At 64.7% G+C, this 16,131-nt stretch carries 12 protein-coding genes, 1 tRNA gene and 1 pseudogene; 8 read left to right on the top strand and 6 right to left on the bottom strand.

Annotated elements, in window-relative coordinates; translation table 11 throughout:
- Nucleotides 1–105 precede the first annotated feature (105 nt).
- The 5 genes and pseudogenes from AOT83_RS01235 to AOT83_RS01220 all read left to right on the top strand — a co-directional run.
- Nucleotides 106–1,062, top strand: a pseudogene (locus AOT83_RS01235) (PLP-dependent cysteine synthase family protein); the annotation flags it as partial.
- Nucleotides 1,063–1,146: 84 nt separating this feature from the next.
- Nucleotides 1,147–1,220, top strand: a tRNA-Pro gene (locus AOT83_RS01230).
- A gap of 99 nt (nt 1,221–1,319) precedes the next feature.
- Entirely contained in the window at nt 1,320–1,463 is a 144-nt protein-coding gene (locus tag AOT83_RS27745) for a hypothetical protein (RefSeq protein ID WP_030095913.1), read from the top strand.
- A 69-nt stretch (nt 1,464–1,532) separates the two neighbouring features.
- Nucleotides 1,533–2,117, top strand: coding sequence for a hypothetical protein (locus AOT83_RS01225; protein ID WP_030095914.1), 585 nt, complete (start codon nt 1,533–1,535; stop codon nt 2,115–2,117).
- A gap of 159 nt (nt 2,118–2,276) precedes the next feature.
- Nucleotides 2,277–2,987: a GNAT family N-acetyltransferase gene (locus AOT83_RS01220; protein WP_057965830.1), complete on the top strand. Its 711-nt coding sequence runs from the start codon at nt 2,277–2,279 to the stop codon at nt 2,985–2,987.
- Between the two features lie 7 nt (nt 2,988–2,994).
- Here AOT83_RS01220 and AOT83_RS01215 read toward each other — a convergent pair whose 3' ends face one another.
- The 3 genes from AOT83_RS01215 to AOT83_RS01205 form a co-directional block, all read right to left on the bottom strand.
- The gene (locus AOT83_RS01215; protein ID WP_057965831.1) at nt 2,995–3,477 is read right to left on the bottom strand and encodes a hypothetical protein; all 483 of its coding nucleotides are present in this window, start codon (nt 3,475–3,477) and stop codon (nt 2,995–2,997) included.
- 15 nt (nt 3,478–3,492) lie between these two features.
- Nucleotides 3,493–4,185 carry a GDSL lipase gene (locus AOT83_RS01210; RefSeq protein WP_046252308.1) on the bottom strand — a complete coding sequence of 231 codons (693 nt, stop codon included), beginning with the start codon at nt 4,183–4,185 and terminating at the stop codon, nt 3,493–3,495.
- A gap of 72 nt (nt 4,186–4,257) precedes the next feature.
- Nucleotides 4,258–5,493, bottom strand: a complete 1,236-nt coding sequence (locus AOT83_RS01205; RefSeq protein WP_057965832.1) for an acyltransferase — start codon at nt 5,491–5,493, stop codon at nt 4,258–4,260.
- Nucleotides 5,494–5,688: 195 nt separating this feature from the next.
- Between AOT83_RS01205 and recC the strand changes: the two genes are divergently transcribed.
- From recC to recD, 3 genes are read left to right on the top strand one after another with little or no spacing between them, the layout of a single operon-like run.
- Nucleotides 5,689–8,922: an exodeoxyribonuclease V subunit gamma gene (gene recC / locus AOT83_RS01200; protein ID WP_057965833.1), complete on the top strand. Its 3,234-nt coding sequence runs from the start codon at nt 5,689–5,691 to the stop codon at nt 8,920–8,922.
- Entirely contained in the window at nt 8,919–12,164 is a 3,246-nt protein-coding gene (recB, locus tag AOT83_RS01195; protein ID WP_057965857.1) for an exodeoxyribonuclease V subunit beta, read from the top strand. Before recC ends, recB begins: the two co-directional genes overlap by 4 nt.
- Entirely contained in the window at nt 12,161–13,834 is a 1,674-nt protein-coding gene (gene recD / locus AOT83_RS01190) for an exodeoxyribonuclease V subunit alpha (protein WP_057965834.1), read from the top strand. The genes recB and recD overlap by 4 nt, the downstream gene beginning before the upstream one ends.
- Here recD and AOT83_RS01185 read toward each other — a convergent pair.
- From AOT83_RS01185 to AOT83_RS01175, 3 genes are all read right to left on the bottom strand, one after another.
- The gene (locus AOT83_RS01185) at nt 13,816–14,175 is read right to left on the bottom strand and encodes a VOC family protein (protein ID WP_057965835.1); all 360 of its coding nucleotides are present in this window, start codon (nt 14,173–14,175) and stop codon (nt 13,816–13,818) included. The genes recD and AOT83_RS01185 overlap by 19 nt on opposite strands.
- Nucleotides 14,176–14,240: 65 nt before the next feature.
- A complete protein-coding gene (locus AOT83_RS01180) occupies nt 14,241–15,134 on the bottom strand; it encodes a hypothetical protein (RefSeq protein WP_057965836.1) in 894 nt (297 codons plus the stop codon).
- Between the two features lie 65 nt (nt 15,135–15,199).
- Nucleotides 15,200–16,072 carry an EcsC family protein gene (locus AOT83_RS01175; protein ID WP_240488002.1) on the bottom strand — a complete coding sequence of 291 codons (873 nt, stop codon included), beginning with the start codon at nt 16,070–16,072 and terminating at the stop codon, nt 15,200–15,202.
- Nucleotides 16,073–16,131: the final 59 nt, after the last annotated feature.

Genomic DNA, 16,131 nt, shown 5'->3' with positions numbered 1-16,131 from the left:
TTGTATTGCTCGGCCCCCTCATAAGGGACATGTACTTGATGGTATAGCTGCAGATGGAGCTCAATGTTTCGCACATCGATCCGATTTAGCTACAGATAAGCAGCCGACGTTCAGCTATATCTCAAGGACGAGTCCACTCACATCACCGGCAGCCTGAAACATCGTTTGGCGCGTTCACTTTTCCTGTACGCGCTGTGTAACGGGTTCATCCGGGAAGGCACCACGGTCGTGGAGGCCTCGTCCGGTTCGACCGCGGTGTCCGAGGCTTACTTTGCGCAGCTGCTGGGGCTGCCTTTCATCGCGGTGATGACGGCCTCAACTAGTCCCAGCAAGATCGCCCTGATCGAGTCTCAAGGCGGCAGTTGCCATTTCGTCGACCAGGCACAGCAGGTCTATGCCGAGGCACAGCGGCTCGCCGACGAATCCGGTGGACACTATCTGGACCAGTTCACCAACGCCGAACGTGCGACCGACTGGCGTGGCAACAACAACATCGCCGAATCGATCTTTACGCAGATGCACTACGAAAAGCACCCGCTGCCAACGTGGATCGTGGTCGGGGCCGGTACCGGCGGTACCAGCGCAACCATCGGACGGTACATCCGCTATCGCCGCTACCCCACGAAACTGTGTGTGGTGGACCCGGACAACTCGGCGTTCTACCCGTCCTACATCGCCGGACATGATGTGGTGACCGGGATTTCATCGCGTATCGAGGGCATCGGACGTCCTCGCGTCGAGCCTTCATTCCTGCCCACCGTGGTGGACCGTATGGAGCAGATACCCGATGCGGAGTCGGTGGCGCTCACGCGGCATGCCAGCGCCGTGCTGGGCCGTCGGGTGGGTGCGTCAACGGGAACCAACCTGTCCGGCGCGTTCCGGGTGATCTCGGAAATGGTGCGTGACGGTGTCCCCGGGTCGGTGGTGACACTGCTGGCCGACACCGGTGACCGGTATGCCGAAACCTACTTCGATGACGCCTGGGTCAGTGAGCAGGGCTTCGACCTGTCGGCCCCCACGGAGCGTCTGGCCGAGTTCGAGAACACCGGTCGGTGGGGTTAGTCGACGCAACGCCCGCGTGATGCCCCCGGATCTACGCATTCGCGACTGAAGGCCCCGATGCGATACCCTTGCGTGGCTTCAAAGCGGGGTGTGGCGCAGCTTGGTAGCGCGCTTCGTTCGGGACGAAGAGGTCGTGGGTTCGAATCCCGCCACCCCGACGCTAGAAGTAAGGCCTGACCAGGGATCCCCCCGGTCGGGCCTTTTTCATCCGCATGGCGCAGCAGCGGGTCGTCTCTGCACCGTGCCATGGTGGACGCATGGCCGTCTCTGAACTCGCGTCGAATCCTGTCGCCCTCGCGGCCATCGCTATCGGTGTGCTTATCGTCTGGAAGCTGCGCAAGGCCGTGATGCTGATCGGCCTGCTGGCAGCGGTGGTGCTCCTGGTCGCTATGTACCGGTAACAGCTAAGCGGAAGCACACGACATTTCTTTCGGTAAGGTTTGACAAAACCCGACGAATGGGAGCTTTACATGAAGAATCGCCTTGTGGGCGCCGGTGTGATCGCGCTGGCGGCCGCCCTCAGCGGACCGGCGCTGGCCGCCGCCGCACCCGCCGATGACCAGCAGATCCGGCAGATCATCTCGGGCGAGGCTTCGGCCATCAAGTCGCTCGACAACGCCACCCTCTCGACCTTCTTCTGCGACAAGTACCGGGGCACGATCGCCTCGAAGTCTGCTGATGACCAGATCCCCCCGATCGGTCAGGTCGCTGGGTACGGGCCGAGCATGATCAGCGCTGTGGCGTCGGCAGCCGGGGTCTCCGGGCCGACCACCCAGGCGCTGACCACCGCGATCCAGAACAATGACGACAAGGCCTACCGTTCGTCGTTCCGCGCGGCAGCCAAAGAGGTGCTGTCCGGCGTCACCTACGACGTCCACGACATCAACGTCACCGGACCGACGGCGACCGCTGGGGTCACCGCGCAGGGCCACGACGTGACCGCCAATCAGCAGCGCGAGTTCGTGCTGGAGAACGGCAAGTGGAAGGACTGCACCGACCCCGAGAAGCGGGCCGAGACCTCGGGCAACCCACTGCTGACGTCGTTGATGGGCTGACGCCCTAGCACTGCATACAGATCAGGCCGCCTGTGTCCTTCGGGACGTGGGCGGCCTGATTCTTTGGGCGCACCGCAATATTCGGTGGCACCGCCTCAGCACGGTCTCTAGTCTGGATCCGTTTGTGCCATAACCGATTACCTCCAAAAGATAGAGCCGATGCCTCACTTCTCCCCGATCGTCACGGACTTCTGGCATGGTTACCTTGGCCGGGGCAGCGTCCTACACAGTGGCGATGAATTCCAACTCGCCGTCTACCCCGATCTCGATGAGGACAGCCGGCTGATGGTGCTCACGACGGTTGACGGCAAGACCAGCGTCGCCCTCGCGCCTGACCTCTGCGCACGTGCGGGAATCGATGGTGTCCAGACAGTTTCGGAATTCTGGGAAAGCCTCGACAAGGCCGATATCACCATGCATGGCGCGGACAACCTGTTCTACTTCAACGACGATGCGCGCGATGCACTCGTGGCCGAGGTACCTACGGGCGATGTCCGTCAGCTCACAGCCGACGACAAGGCAATCTTCTCGGCATTCGAATCGGTTGCTTCGGTCGATGACTTGGACAATGCCCAAGTGGAGTTGGGTCATTGGGCGGTGTTCGGCTCCTTCGACAACGGCCGCCTCGTCGCCGTCTCCAGCATCTATCAGTGGGAGGGCGCGGCGATCATGGACCTCGGAGTACTAACGCTGCCGATATTCCGCGGCAGAGGCCACGCCCGGCAGCTGGTGCGTGCCGTGTTCCGGTACGCGTGTGCGCGGGGTTACGAGCCGCAGTACCGATGCCAGGTGGACAACTCCGCGTCCAGCGCGCTGGCTCGTGCTGCGGGGCTCACGCTATTCGGCACCTTGGACGTGATCGCCAACTAGCGCGCTCCTATTGCGCGGTCACCGGCATGTCGATGGTCTCGGCCTTAGCGTCCCGATCGGTGATGATCAGCTTGGTGAACTGCCACCAGCCTGCGTCATCGGGAAGCGCCTTCGAGTCCTGGAAGGTCAGCGTGACGTCCCGACGGGTTGTCCCGCCCGTCGCGCAGTCGGGGACACAGTCCTTGGTCGCGCGGACTGCCTTCCCAGTGGCCTGCTGCTGCGTCCAGCTGTCCCAGGTGATGTCGACAAGCATGTCTCCGGCGTCGGCAGGGGTCAGCACGATCTGTGTGGGCTTCTCTTCTGGCTGCTGGGTCACCGGATTCCAGTAGACACCGCCCGGCGGCACTACCTTGCGCGAAGGCTCGGGGAGCGATGTCGAGGATGGCGCTGCCGACGTGGACACGGTTTTCTTCTCCGTCGATGGTGAACCACAGCCCGTAAAAGCGAACGCTGCCAAGGCAATTCCGGTCACCCACACGATCCGCGTCATGCCTGGACTCTACTCTCAGAGCCGACGGGTCAGCCGGGTACCGATGAGCGGGGCGATCTTGTCGGCCATGTAGGCGTGCCCGGCATCGTTGGGGTGCACACCGTCCGAGCCGATCAGCTCCGGGCGTCCCACGAACCAGCGTTCGGCCAGCGGATCCACCCACGACGCACCGATCGCATGGGCCTCGCCGTACAGAATGTCGCGCAGCTGCAGCACCACGTCGGGTACGTCGGCCGTCGGCCACGGTGGGCCGATCACGAGCAGCTTGGCCGCCGGCGCCGTGCGCCGTGCCGATGCCAGCGTGCGACGGGTCGCCTCTGCATACACATCCGGATCGACATCCTGGTCGTTGCGCGAACCGAAGAACACCACCAGCTCGTCGTCGGGACGCACTACCCGGTCGGTGAGGTCGGCGAAGACGCTGCCGTGGTCACCGCGCACGCCGTATCCGGCGCGCCCTTCGGCGGCGACGTCAGCGTTGATGCGGACACCTTCGCGCCCCAAGATCCGCCACGCCAGCGATGTCCACGATTTGGCGCCCAGGCCACCTTCCTTGGTGCCGGTGGTGTACGAGTCGCTGACCACCGCGACATGGTTCAGTCCGGAACCTAAGTAGGCCAGTCGGTAGGGGCGCGCCGGCGCGGGCTGCGGGGCAGCCACCCCGAAGAGAAACACGAATGCGATGACGAACGCCGCCAGACGAACCACTGCTACCTCCACTGTCCCCAGCATTTTAGGGGGCCTCAAACCCGGCTGCGGCACAGCGTTATTCGTTTGAAACTATCGACTCGTTACACCGGTCGACACCGGCTCCCGATCGGGATCCGTCACGTCCGCGGGCACCTGGTGTTTATGGCCATTGTGCGGAACGTGGTGATCGGTGATGGCGGGCTTGGTGACGCCGATCATCCGGCGCATCCAGCGGCGTCCGGGTTCCTCCACCCAGTGGTACAGCGCCATGGACAGCACTACCGCAATCACCAGCAGACCGCTGACGATCCAGCCCCCGCCGGGGTCCAGTAGCGAGAGTTCGAATTGCTTGGTCGCCCATGTCCAGGAGACGTGCACCAGCTCGTGCACCATGTACAGCCCGAAGGAGATCTGGCCGCCGTAAACCATGATGCGCGTCGACAGCAGCGTCGGCAGTGGGCCGATGCCTATCGCCAACGCCATCACCAGCGGCACAAACAGCACGTCCACCACGCCGCTGCTATCGACGACGCCGGAGATCGGGTGTGCGTCCAGGAAGTACAGCGCGCCCACGATCGCGGCCACGATCAGCAATGCCGTGTAGCCGGCGATGTGGCGGGAACGGTGCGACAACTTCAGTCGGCTCACCGCCGCGCAGGCGAGCGCACCGGCGGTGAACTGCATGACGATGCGTGGCAGCCAGCTCCACGGGGTGTAGAACTGCCCGGTCAGTAGTAGCAGCATGACTGGCGGCAGGGAGGCCACCACGGCCAGCACCATCAGGCTGCGGGCGCGGGTGGCGTGCGCCATCCGGAAGATGACCAGGACCAGACCGCCGAAGAGCAGGTAGGCCAACCACTCGGCGCTGATCGACCAGGCCGGACCGTTCCAACTGGACAGATCGAAGTACGGACGGAACCACAGCTGCACCATGAACAGCTGGCGCACGTAGTTGGTGGCGTCAAAGGTGTCGATGCGTTCGGGCACGTGGCCGACATGCATGGTGAAGATGACCCACAGCGCCGCCAGGTGCATGGTGACCAGGTAGACGGGCCAGACCCGGGCCAGACGCAGCCACAGGAAATGGAGCGTCTCGCGGGTGGACCAGCGGTGGCCCATCCGGTCGAGGTAATTCCACGTCAGCACGAATCCGCTGAGGATGAAGAAGAGGTCAACGCCCTGGGCGCCGCAGTTGAGGATCGGGTTCAGCGCCGACCGGAATCCGGGGGCTGCTTGCTCCAACAATGGGCGGAAGTGGAAGAGGACGACCCAGAACGCCGCGATGATCCGAAGTCCCGTTAAGGCCTTGATCTCTCCGCCGCGCACAACTCTCTCCGTCAAGCTCGCTACCAGCTCTTTCGCGCTTCATTGCGATCAACCGGTCGAGCACGCCTCCCCGCGACCCAATTCCGGCGTTCTTCGGAGACTAACAGCGTGGGCTAGGAAAGCCGGAATCTCCGACATGCCGCTATGCCGCACTTACCCACTGTCTCATCTACCCCGGGTTCTATCGTTGCGGCGATGGCACTTCACCTGCGCCGGGCCGAGCGCACCGACACGCTCGCCGACGGGCTCGCCCGGCTGCTGGCCGAACCGATGCTGGATCCTTTTGCTCAAGAGCTGGTACTGGTACCGGCCAAGGGCGTCGAACGGTGGCTGAGTCAACGGCTATCGGACCGGCTCGGAGTGTGCGCCGGGGTGCAGTTCCGGAGCCCGCGCTCGCTCGTCGCCGAGATCACCGACACTCTCGACGACGATCCGTGGTCACCTGATGCGCTGGTCTGGCCACTGCTCTCGGCGATCGACGAAAACCTGGACCAACCCTGGGCCACGCCGCTGGCCACGCATCTCGGGCTGTTCGAAGCCGGGGAGGAACGCGAGCTGCGCCAGGGCCGGCGTTATGCCGTGGCGCGGCGGCTTGCCGGATTGTTCGCGTCCTATGCGCGGCAGCGCCCGCAGTTGTTGATCTCCTGGCTCGACGGCGACGCGGTGGAGCCGGATCTGGCGTGGCAGCCTCCGCTATGGCGGGCGCTGGTGTCGCGGGTCGGCGCCGCCCCTCCACATGTCCGGCACGCCACCGTTCTGGCGCGGCTGCGGGAGGCGCCGTCGGAGCTGCCTGCGCGGATATCCTTGTTCGGGCACACCCGGCTACCGGTGACCGATGTCGAACTGCTCGCGGCACTGGCCACGCACCACGACCTGTACCTGTGGCTACCGCACCCCAGCGACACGCTCTGGCACGCCCTGCGCGACGAGCGCGTCCCGGTTCCGCGGCGCGTGGACGCCGGGCATCGGGTGGTGCGCCACCCGCTGCTGGCCACGCTGGGCCGGGATGTGCGCGAGCTGCAACGCGTGCTGCCCAGCCCTGAGTCCGACGAATACCTTGGTGTCACGCCATTTTCAGACACCCTGCTGGGCTGGCTGCAATCCGATCTCGCGGCCGACGAAATACGTCCGCACGGAAGAGAACTCACGGCGCGTGACCGCTCGGTGCAGGTGCATTCCTGCCACGGCCCCGCGCGGCAGATCGATGTGCTGCGGGAGGTGCTGCTGGGACTACTCGCCGACGACCTGACGCTGGAGCCGCGCGACATTCTCGTCATGTGCCCGGATATCGAGACGTACGCACCGTTGATATCGGCCCGGTTCGGCCTTGGCGAGTCGGTGCCCGGCGCTCATCCGGCACATCAGCTGCGGGTGCGACTTGCCGATCGTGCTCTGGTGCAAACCAATCCGCTGCTGACGGTGGCCGCACAGGTGCTGGGCCTGGCCAGTGGGCGGGCCACGGCCAGCGAGGTTCTCAACCTTGCGGGGTCGGCACCGGTGCGCATGCGATTCGGTTTCACCGACGACGATCTGGACGCGATCACCGCCTGGGTGCGCGAGGCGAACATCCGTTGGGGATTCGACCCCGAACATCGCGCGCCCTACGGCGTCTACTTCCTGCACAACACATGGCGTTTCGGTATCGATCGGGTACTGGCCGGGGTGGCGATGTCCGAGGATTCACACGCTTGGTTGGGCGCCACGCTGCCGCTCGACGATGTGAGCAGTAACCGCGTCGAGCTGGCCGGTCGCTTCGCCGAGTTCATTTCCCGGCTGCACACCGCTGTCACTTCACTGACCGGCACCCGCCCCCTAGACAAGTGGTTATCCGCCCTGTCGACGGGTATCGATGCCCTTGCCGCGGACGCGGAGGACTGGCCCCGCGCCCAAATGCTGCGCGAGTTCGCGGACATCCAATCCGAAGCCGAACCGATATCATTGCGGCTCAGTGATATTCGCGCGCTTCTGGATCGCCATCTGGCGGGACGACCGACGCGCGCCAACTTCCGCACCGGCACCCTGACCGTCTGCACCATGGTGCCCATGCGTTCGGTTCCGCATCGGGTGGTCTGTCTTGTCGGGCTCGATGACGGCGTGTTTCCGCGGCTCGGCGCCGTCGACGGGGACGATGCACTGGCCCGCGATCCGATGACGGGTGAACGCGATATCCGTTCCGAGGATCGGCAATTACTGCTCGACGCGATCGGCGCCGCCACCGAAATCCTGGTGCTCACCTACACCGGGGCCAACGAATACTCGGGCCAGTCCCGCCCGCCAGCCGTTCCGCTGGCCGAGCTGCTGGACGCGTTGGACATTACTACGCCGCAGCCGGTGCGCTCGCGTATTCAGGTGGTGCACCCATTGCAGCCGTTCGATATTCGCAATGTGACACCGGACGGTGTGATTCCCGGGCACCCCTTCACCTTCGACGCCACCGCCCTGATCGCCGCCCGCGCCGCCACTGGTGCGCGGGCCGAACGGCCCCCGTTCATCTCCGGTCCGCTACCAGCACCGGCCGTCACCGATGTGGCATTGACGGACCTCGCAGCGTTCTTCAACCACCCCATCAAGGGCTTCTTCCGCGCCCTGGACTACACCCTGCCGTGGGATGTGGACGGCGTATCCGATGACATGCCCGTCGAGATCGACGCGCTGGAAGAGTGGACGGTGGGTGACCGCATGCTGGCCGACATGCTGCGCGGTATGTCGCCAGTCGACGCCCAGCAGGCCGAATGGCGGCGCGGCACATTGCCCCCAGGCCAGCTGGGCTGGCGACGGGTCTCCGAACTGCGGGACCGCTGCGCCGCTCTCGCCGAGGAGACCGGGGGGTACCGAACGGACGACACCCGAGCCTTCGACATCGATATCGATCTCGGGGATGGCCGCCGGCTCACCGGCACCGTCTCCCCGGTGTTCGGCGAGCGACTGGTGTCAGTCACCTATTCGCGGCTCGATGCCAAACATCTGCTGCAATCGTGGATTGCGTTGGCGGCATTGACGGCACACGATCCTCAGCAGGACTGGTCGGCGGTGTGCATCGGGCGCGCCCGGCGTGGCCCTAAACCACTGGCGCGAACGCTCGGGCGGCCCACCGATCCGGTAGGCGTACTACGCGACCTGGTGGCCATCTACGACGCCGGACGCCGTGAGCCGCTGCCGTTGCCACTCAAGACCTCCTACGCATGGGCAGACGCCCGTCAAACACGCGACGACCCCGAACTGCAGGCCGGATATCGTTGGCGCTCCGGCAATTTTCCCGGCGAGGACGCGGACCCGGCCGTCGAGCGGGCGTTCGGCAAGGGTGTCTGGTTACGCCATCTGATGCAGCCACTGCGGCCCGGCGAAGAGACCGAGGGCGAAACGAACCGTCTCGGCGCGTATTCCGCGCGCTTGTGGCTGCCGTTGCTGCGCGCGGAGCGGGGCTCATGAAACGCTTCGACCTGCTGGGGCCGCTGCCCGTTGAGAGCTCCACCACAGTGCTGGAGGCCAGCGCCGGTACCGGAAAGACGTTCGCGTTGGCAGGTTTGGTCACCCGGTACGTCGCCGAGGGTGTCGCCACGCTGGATCAGATGCTGCTCATCACGTTCGGGCGCGCCGCCAGCCAGGAACTCCGCGACCGGGTTCGCGGCCAGATTGTTGATGCGTTGCGGGCCTTCGAGGATCCGTCGACGGCACGCACGGATCTGACGCGGTGTCTGATCTCGGCCGACCACGAGACACGCCAGCGGCGGCTGCGGGACGCACTCGCCGGTTTCGACGCGGCGACCATTGCCACCACCCATCAGTTCTGCCATATCGTGCTCAAGTCCCTGGGGGTCGCCGGGGATAGCGATTCCGGTCTGACGCTGGTCGAGAACCTGGATGACTTGGTCTGCGAGATCGTCAACGACCGGTATCTGACGCATTTCGGCAAGGAACGTGAGAATCCGCCGCTGAGTTACCCGACGGCGTTGCGCCTGGCCAGGGAGGTGGTGCGCAATCCAGCCACCCAGCTGCGTCCAGGCGAACCCGAGGCCGACTCGTATGCCCTGGCCGCTCTCACCTTTGCCCGGGATGTGCTGGAGCAGCTGGAGATCCGTAAACGCCGCCGCGGCATCCTCGGGTTCGATGATCTGCTGACCCGCCTGGCCGATGCGCTGGATGCCCCGGATTCCCCGGCGCGGGCACGGATGCACCAGCGTTGGCCCATCGTCATGGTGGACGAGTTCCAGGACACCGACCCGGTGCAATGGCAGGTGCTGGAGCGGGCCTTCTCCGGACGCTCGACACTGGTCCTGATCGGCGACCCCAAGCAGGCCATATACGCGTTCCGCGGTGGCGATATCGACACCTATCTACGGGCAGCGGCCACGGCCGGCGACCAGCAGACGTTGGGCACCAACTGGCGCAGTGATGCCGCGTTGGTCGACCGGCTGCAGGCGGTGCTGCGGGGTGCACAGCTGGGCGGTCCGGACATCGTGGTCCATGCCGTCCAGGCTCACCACCGGGGGCATCGGCTGGTGGGCGCCCCGCACAACGACCCGTTCCGGCTGCGGGTGGTGTCGCGAAATCGGGATGGCATCAAGGTGATTCCCATCGCAGATCTGCGGCGCAACATCGGCAAGGATCTCGCCGCCGATATCGGCGCACTGCTCTCCAGCGACGCCACTTTCGATGGCCGACCGGTCCAAGCCCGGGACATCTCGGTGATTGTGGAGGCACACAAAGATGCGCGCGCATGTCACTCGGCACTGGCCGAGGCCGGGATCCCCGCTGTCTATACCGGCGATACCGACGTATTCAGTTCCGACGCGGCACAGGACTGGCTGTACCTGTTGGAGGCATTCGATCAGCCACATCGCCCCGGCCTGGTGCGCGCCGCCGCGGCGACGGTGTTCTTCGGTGAGACGGCGGAAACTCTTGCTGCGGGCGGCGAATCGCTGACCGATGAGATCGCCGGAACCCTACGCGCGTGGGCGGGGCGAGCCCGCGAACGCGGAGTCGCGGCGGTGCTCGAGGACGCGCAGCTGGCCGGCATGGGACGACGGGTGCTGTCGTGGCGGGGCGGCGAGCGGATGATGACCGATCTTGCCCACCTGACGGAGCTGCTGCAGGAAACGGCGCACCGCAATGGCTTCGGGCTTGCCGCGCTGCGGGATTGGTTGCGCGCGCAATGTTCAGAGGGCGGGGCCGAGGCCGAACGCAACCGGCGGCTGGACAGTGATGCCGCGGCCGTGCAGATCATGACGGTGTGGGTGAGCAAGGGGTTGCAGTTCCCCATCGTCTATCTGCCTTTCTCATTCAATCGGTATGCGCCGGAACGTGATTACGTGCTGTATCACGAAGATGGGGTGCGTTGTCTGCATATCGGCGGCAGAGATGATCCCGACTATTCGATGGCCGATCTGGCGGGCCGTACCGAGGCGGCCCGTGATGCCAGCCGGCTCACGTATGTGGCGTTGACGCGGGCGCAGTCGCAGGTGGTGGCGTGGTGGGCGCCGTCCTTCGATGAGCCCAACGGCGGCCTGTCTCGGCTGTTGCGGGGACGTGTTCCCGGGAATCCCCCGGTTCCCGACAGGTGTTCTCCCGCGAAGATTTCCGACGTGGACGCGCTCAAGCGGCTGCGCGCATGGGAGGCCGAGGGCGGCCCCGTGATCGAGGAGGCACTGGTCGCCCCATTTGTTCCGACCGCGGCGCCGTCGGTTTCCGAGGATCTCGCGGTCCGGGTGTTTGATCGGCCGATCGATACCGCGTGGCGGCGCACCTCGTATTCGGGGCTGCTGCGCGCCGCCGAAGAGTCGGGGGTGTCGAGCGAGCCGGAGGTTACCGAGCTGGACGACGAGGTGGACGACATTCCGTTGCGATCGACACCGGCAGGTGCCGACGTGCCGTCGCCCATGGCGGAGCTTCCGGCCGGTGCCGCGTTCGGGTCGCTGGTTCACGCAGTGCTGGAGACCGCCGATCCGTTCGCACCGGACCTGGTTGGGGAACTGCAGGCGCAGGTGGTGAAACATGCGGAGCGATGGCCCGTCGAGGTTCCGGCCACCGAGTTGGCCGCAGCGCTGGAGCCGATGCATGACACTCCGCTAGGTCCGTTGCTGCCGGGCGTGACGTTGCGCCAGATCGGCTTGCGGGATCGCTTATGCGAGCTGGATTTCGAGTTTCCGTTGGCGGGCGGTGATGCCGCCGGCGGCTCGTTCCCGCGGCTGGCCGACGTGGGCGCGCTGTTGAGAAAGCACCTTGCGGCCGATGATCCGCTGGCGGTATACGCGTCACGGCTGACGGGACCCGGCCTGGGTGCCCAGAGTCTGCGCGGGTATCTGTCGGGCTCCGTCGATGCGGTGCTGCGGGTGGGTTCGCGGTACGTGGTGGTGGACTATAAGACCAACTGGCTGGGTACCGGCGACGCTCCGTTAACGGCTGCCGACTATTCGAGGCCACGCATGGTGGAGGCCATGTTGCATTCGGACTACCCACTGCAGGCGTTGCTGTACAGCGTTGTGCTGCATAGGTTCCTGTCCTGGCGTCTACCGGGGTATCGACCGGAGGAGCACCTGGGCGGCGCGGTGTATCTGTTTGTGCGCGGCATGTGCGGAGCGGATACCCCGATGGTGGAAGGACATCCGACCGGGGTGTTCAGCTGGCAGCCATCGGCGGCCCTGGTGGTCGCGCTGTCGGAGCTGCTGTCATGAGGTTGATAGAGGCGTTCGGCGACATTCTCGAACCGGCAGATGTGCATGTGGCGCAGCGGTTGACGACATTGGCGGCCGAGACGGATGAGTCGGTGGAGCTGGCGGTCGCGTTGGCGGTGCGGGCGCTGCGCGGCGGGTCGGTCTGTGTGGATCTGCGCGCGGTGGCGGCGCAGGTGGACGCGCCATCGTTACCGTGGCCTGCTACGGACGCCTGGTTGGCGGCGGTGCGGGCGAGTCCGTTGACAGGTGCGCCGGCCACGCTGCGGCTTTTCGGCGAACTGCTGTATCTCGATCGGTACTGGCGCGAGGAACAGCAGGTGTGCGAGGACATGCAGGCCTTGGTCGCCGCCGCGCAACCGCATGCCGAAGTGCCCGCCTATGCGCGACTTTTCCCGCCCGGATTCGAAGAACAGCGCGCGGCCGCCGATACTGCGCTGTCGCAGGGTCTTACGGTGTTGACGGGCGGTCCCGGCACGGGTAAGACGACCACGGTGGCGCGGCTGTTGGCGCTGCTGGCCGAGCAGGCATCGTCGTCTGCTGGGTCGCCGCTGCGCATCGCACTGGCGGCGCCGACAGGCAAGGCCGCGGCCCGGCTGCAGGAAGCCGTGCAGCTGGAGGTGAGCAAGCTGGATCCCGTCGACCAATCGCGGCTTGCCGGGCTGCAGGCGACCACGCTGCATCGTCTGTTGGGATCGCGCCCCGACACGTCGTCCCGCTTTAGACATGAGCGCGGAAACCGGTTGCCGCACGACGTGATTGTGGTGGACGAGACGTCGATGGTGTCGCTGACCATGATGGCGCGATTGTTGGAGGCGGTGCGCCCGCAGGCCCGACTGCTGCTGGTGGGTGATCCGGATCAGCTGGCCTCTGTGGAGGCGGGCGCGGTGCTGGCTGATCTGGTCGAGGGCCTGGGGTCCGAGCGAGTGGCGGCACTGCGCACATCGCACCGTTTCGGTGCGGCGATTGGCGCGTTGGCTGCGGCGGTGCGTGACGGAGACGCGGATCGTGCGCTGGAGGTGCTGGCATCTGGCGATCCGCATGTGAAGTGGTCGACGGATTCAGATGGGTTACGCGATGTGCTTGTCCCCCACGCGCTGGCATTGCGCGCGGCGAGTCAGGCGGGTGACGCCACGGCGGCACTGGCCGTGCTCGACGAGCACCGGCTGCTGTGTGCGCATCGGCATGGGCCATTCGGGGTGACGCACTGGAACCGACAGGTGGAGCGGTGGATCACTGAGGAGACGGGCGAGCCACACTGGGCGGCCTGGTACGCGGGGCGCCCGATTCTGGTGACCGCCAATGACTATGGATTGCGCCTGTACAACGGGGATACCGGCGTAACGGTGGGCGAAACTGACGGTTTGCGCGCGGTGATCGGCGGGGCGTCATTTGCGACCAGCCGCTTGGTCGAGGTGGAAACCATGCACGCCATGACGATTCACAAGTCGCAAGGCAGCCAGGCCACGGAAGTGACGGTGCTGCTGCCGTCTGAAGATTCCCGGCTGCTGACACGCGAGCTGTTCTACACCGCGGTCACGCGCGCCAAGGAGCGCGTGCGGGTGGTCGGGTCCGAGGCCGAGGTGCGAGCCGCGATCCAGCGGCCGGCGGTGAGGGCATCCGGGCTAGCGATGAGACTGGTGGGAGCTGAGCTTCAGACATCCGACAGGTGAACCCGGTTTCCGTCCGGATCGAATGCTCTAAGCCGCCGAGGTCCGGGCAACTCGTAGCCGATTCCTAGCCCGTCGAGCGCCAAGCTCACCGCCCCGATATCGGTGGCACGAAGCCCCAACTGCACTTTGGATATTGGGCGTTCCAGGGACGGCCAGAGCTGAAGAACCACCTCACCCACACCACCGTCGTAATGTGTCGGGCAGCCCGGCTCACAATTCTCGAAGAGCGTAATGCCGAGCGCACGATAGAACTCAGCAGACCTGTTCGGATCGGATACGAACAGGGTTACCTCCAGGAGGCTGTGCGCTTCGGTCACGCGCGATGGGATGCGGGCTGTCATTCTCCGATCATCACATTGAGCACCGACAGTGCACTTCTATTGCATGACAGGTACTCCCACGCAAGTCACGGTTTCACATACCGCGTATCACTCTCTCGACCCTTCTTCTCCGCATTTGCGCCGAGCAGCCAAATCAAGTTGTCGGTACGCGAGTAGTTACTCGTTGGGGAGATAGCCATACCCGCTAAGGAGTACTTCATTGCTTCGCGCACCTCACCAGTTTCGCGACCCGTTAGCGATACCAACGCATTCACGGAATCAGCCTGCTGTTCAACAATGTTGGGAACCCAACGGTTCAGCAGACGGATGACATGGCGGTCTGGCTTAAAACCGTTCCAGCCGAGATTTCGGAAGAACTCACTGGCGAGCGGGAACCTCATCCCGGCCAGTTTCCCCAGGCGCGGGCCATCCCATCGCTTAGGAGGCTCGTCTATGAGATGTCCCACTACGCACAGCATGAGTTTTTCATCTGACAGCTCGATGTCCCGCGACGCAGCGCGCCTTCTGAGGGTATTTGCGAGTTCGATGACACCGTCGTAATAGCTTGCTCTCCGCTCATCAAGGTCTGCCAGCGTGGCTGCCCAAGCCAGAATCGCCCGTGCATCGCCTCCACCAGTTGTCCCAGGCAACAGCGCCCTGAGACTCGCCGGGGCGGCACCTTGCGCTCGCGCAGGTTCAAAATCCCCCAGCAGGTCACGCAAGTCGTTTTGGTTCCTACGGAACGTCACCCACTGCCGAGAGTTGCTGCCCACCGCCTTGACCACGGCAATGAATACCTCACGATTTGAACGTGGTTGCATGGGCTCTGCCGGATGCTGATCGAGCTTCTCGACCACCGAATCAATAAACTCAGATGCCGACATCGTATCGGAGGAAAAGCCATAATCTGCAGCGATCTTTTCGCGTATCTCGGCCTCCCTAAACAGTCGGTCGGCCACCGCGTTCTCATCCAGATACATACCCGCCCCTCCAAGCAAATCGTATTATATAGCAGCACAACAATTCTCAGATCGCCCTTTGAATGTCATTCCGCTGCGGGTTCACCCTCTAAGAGGCCAACCCCCTCGGACTGAAGAATCCCGAGAACATCGATCACTGGCTCTTCGCCTGTCGGTTCCGCAGTTTCGTTGACCATCCCAACGTCAATCACCGAGGGGCTGGCGCCGTCCTTCTCGCAAAGAAATCGTTCCCGGTAAGACCAGTAGGCGGCATCTGCAATGTCGTCAACCATCTTCCAGTTCAACACAGCTCCGATACCCACGCCAGCCACCGGAACAAACTGCCCGAGCTTCTTCTTCGTCAGCTTCTGACTGAATTGTGCGGCAAACTTCTGCGCCACCTTGACGAACGTCTGCTGATTCAGCTGTCTCCAGGCCGCGTTGGTAGCTAGGCTCCGTGTCAATACCGCGAGTTGTTGGTACGCAGCGGCTTTGGCTGAACCGGTCGTGGCCAGGCCAAGTCCGATGATCTGCATCATGAAGATCTCTTCGGCCGGGTCATGGGGGTCGTACCCGTAATAGAGCGCGTCGTGGGCCACGACGCGGCTGCAAATCGCCAGAAGCGCCGCAGCGTCTACGCCCATGGCTGCCGCGATTGTGCCCAACCCCGGGGCAGCAGCGACGCCCGCACCGGCGACGGCGCCCGTTGTCGCCAGAGCTTGCCCACCGCTGACGGCGAGGCCGGCCGCCGCGCCCTCCGCCGCGGCCGACAACGCGTAGGTGTAATGCAATCGCGCGAACGACGCGACCTTATCGATCGCACGTAGGTCGAGTCTCCGTATGTCTGCCAGCTCGTTGACGGTATGCCCCCTCTTCACATACGCACGGACGACGCGGCTACTCGAAGTAGTCAGCCGGCCAGACCGAGTCATGAGCTTTCCCGCGCCTTCCGCCGTCACAGCGAGCACCGCGGCCCCAGAATCCTTAGCCTTATCCGCCCCGGGCACTTTCGACAATT

Origin of the sequence: Mycobacteroides sp. H001, assembly GCF_001440005.1 — a bacterium.
GTDB classification, from domain to species: Bacteria; Actinomycetota; Actinomycetes; order Mycobacteriales; family Mycobacteriaceae; genus Mycobacterium; species Mycobacterium gwanakae.
This window is presented reverse-complemented; position numbering and strand designations above follow the sequence as displayed.

Excerpts from the sequence above, each read along its gene's own strand:
- AOT83_RS27745 (WP_030095913.1), top strand. The coding sequence starts at position 1,320 with ATGGCCGTCTCTGAACTCGCGTCGAATCCTGTCGCCCTCGCGGCCATC.
- AOT83_RS01225 (WP_030095914.1), top strand. The coding sequence starts at position 1,533 with ATGAAGAATCGCCTTGTGGGCGCCGGTGTGATCGCGCTGGCGGCCGCC.
- AOT83_RS01220 (WP_057965830.1), top strand. The coding sequence starts at position 2,277 with ATGCCTCACTTCTCCCCGATCGTCACGGACTTCTGGCATGGTTACCTT.
- AOT83_RS01215 (WP_057965831.1), bottom strand. The coding sequence starts at position 3,477 with ATGACGCGGATCGTGTGGGTGACCGGAATTGCCTTGGCAGCGTTCGCT.
- recC (WP_057965833.1), top strand. The coding sequence starts at position 5,689 with ATGGCACTTCACCTGCGCCGGGCCGAGCGCACCGACACGCTCGCCGAC.
- recB (WP_057965857.1), top strand. The coding sequence starts at position 8,919 with ATGAAACGCTTCGACCTGCTGGGGCCGCTGCCCGTTGAGAGCTCCACC.
- recD (WP_057965834.1), top strand. The coding sequence starts at position 12,161 with ATGAGGTTGATAGAGGCGTTCGGCGACATTCTCGAACCGGCAGATGTG.
- AOT83_RS01185 (WP_057965835.1), bottom strand. The coding sequence starts at position 14,175 with ATGACAGCCCGCATCCCATCGCGCGTGACCGAAGCGCACAGCCTCCTG.
- AOT83_RS01180 (WP_057965836.1), bottom strand. The coding sequence starts at position 15,134 with ATGTATCTGGATGAGAACGCGGTGGCCGACCGACTGTTTAGGGAGGCC.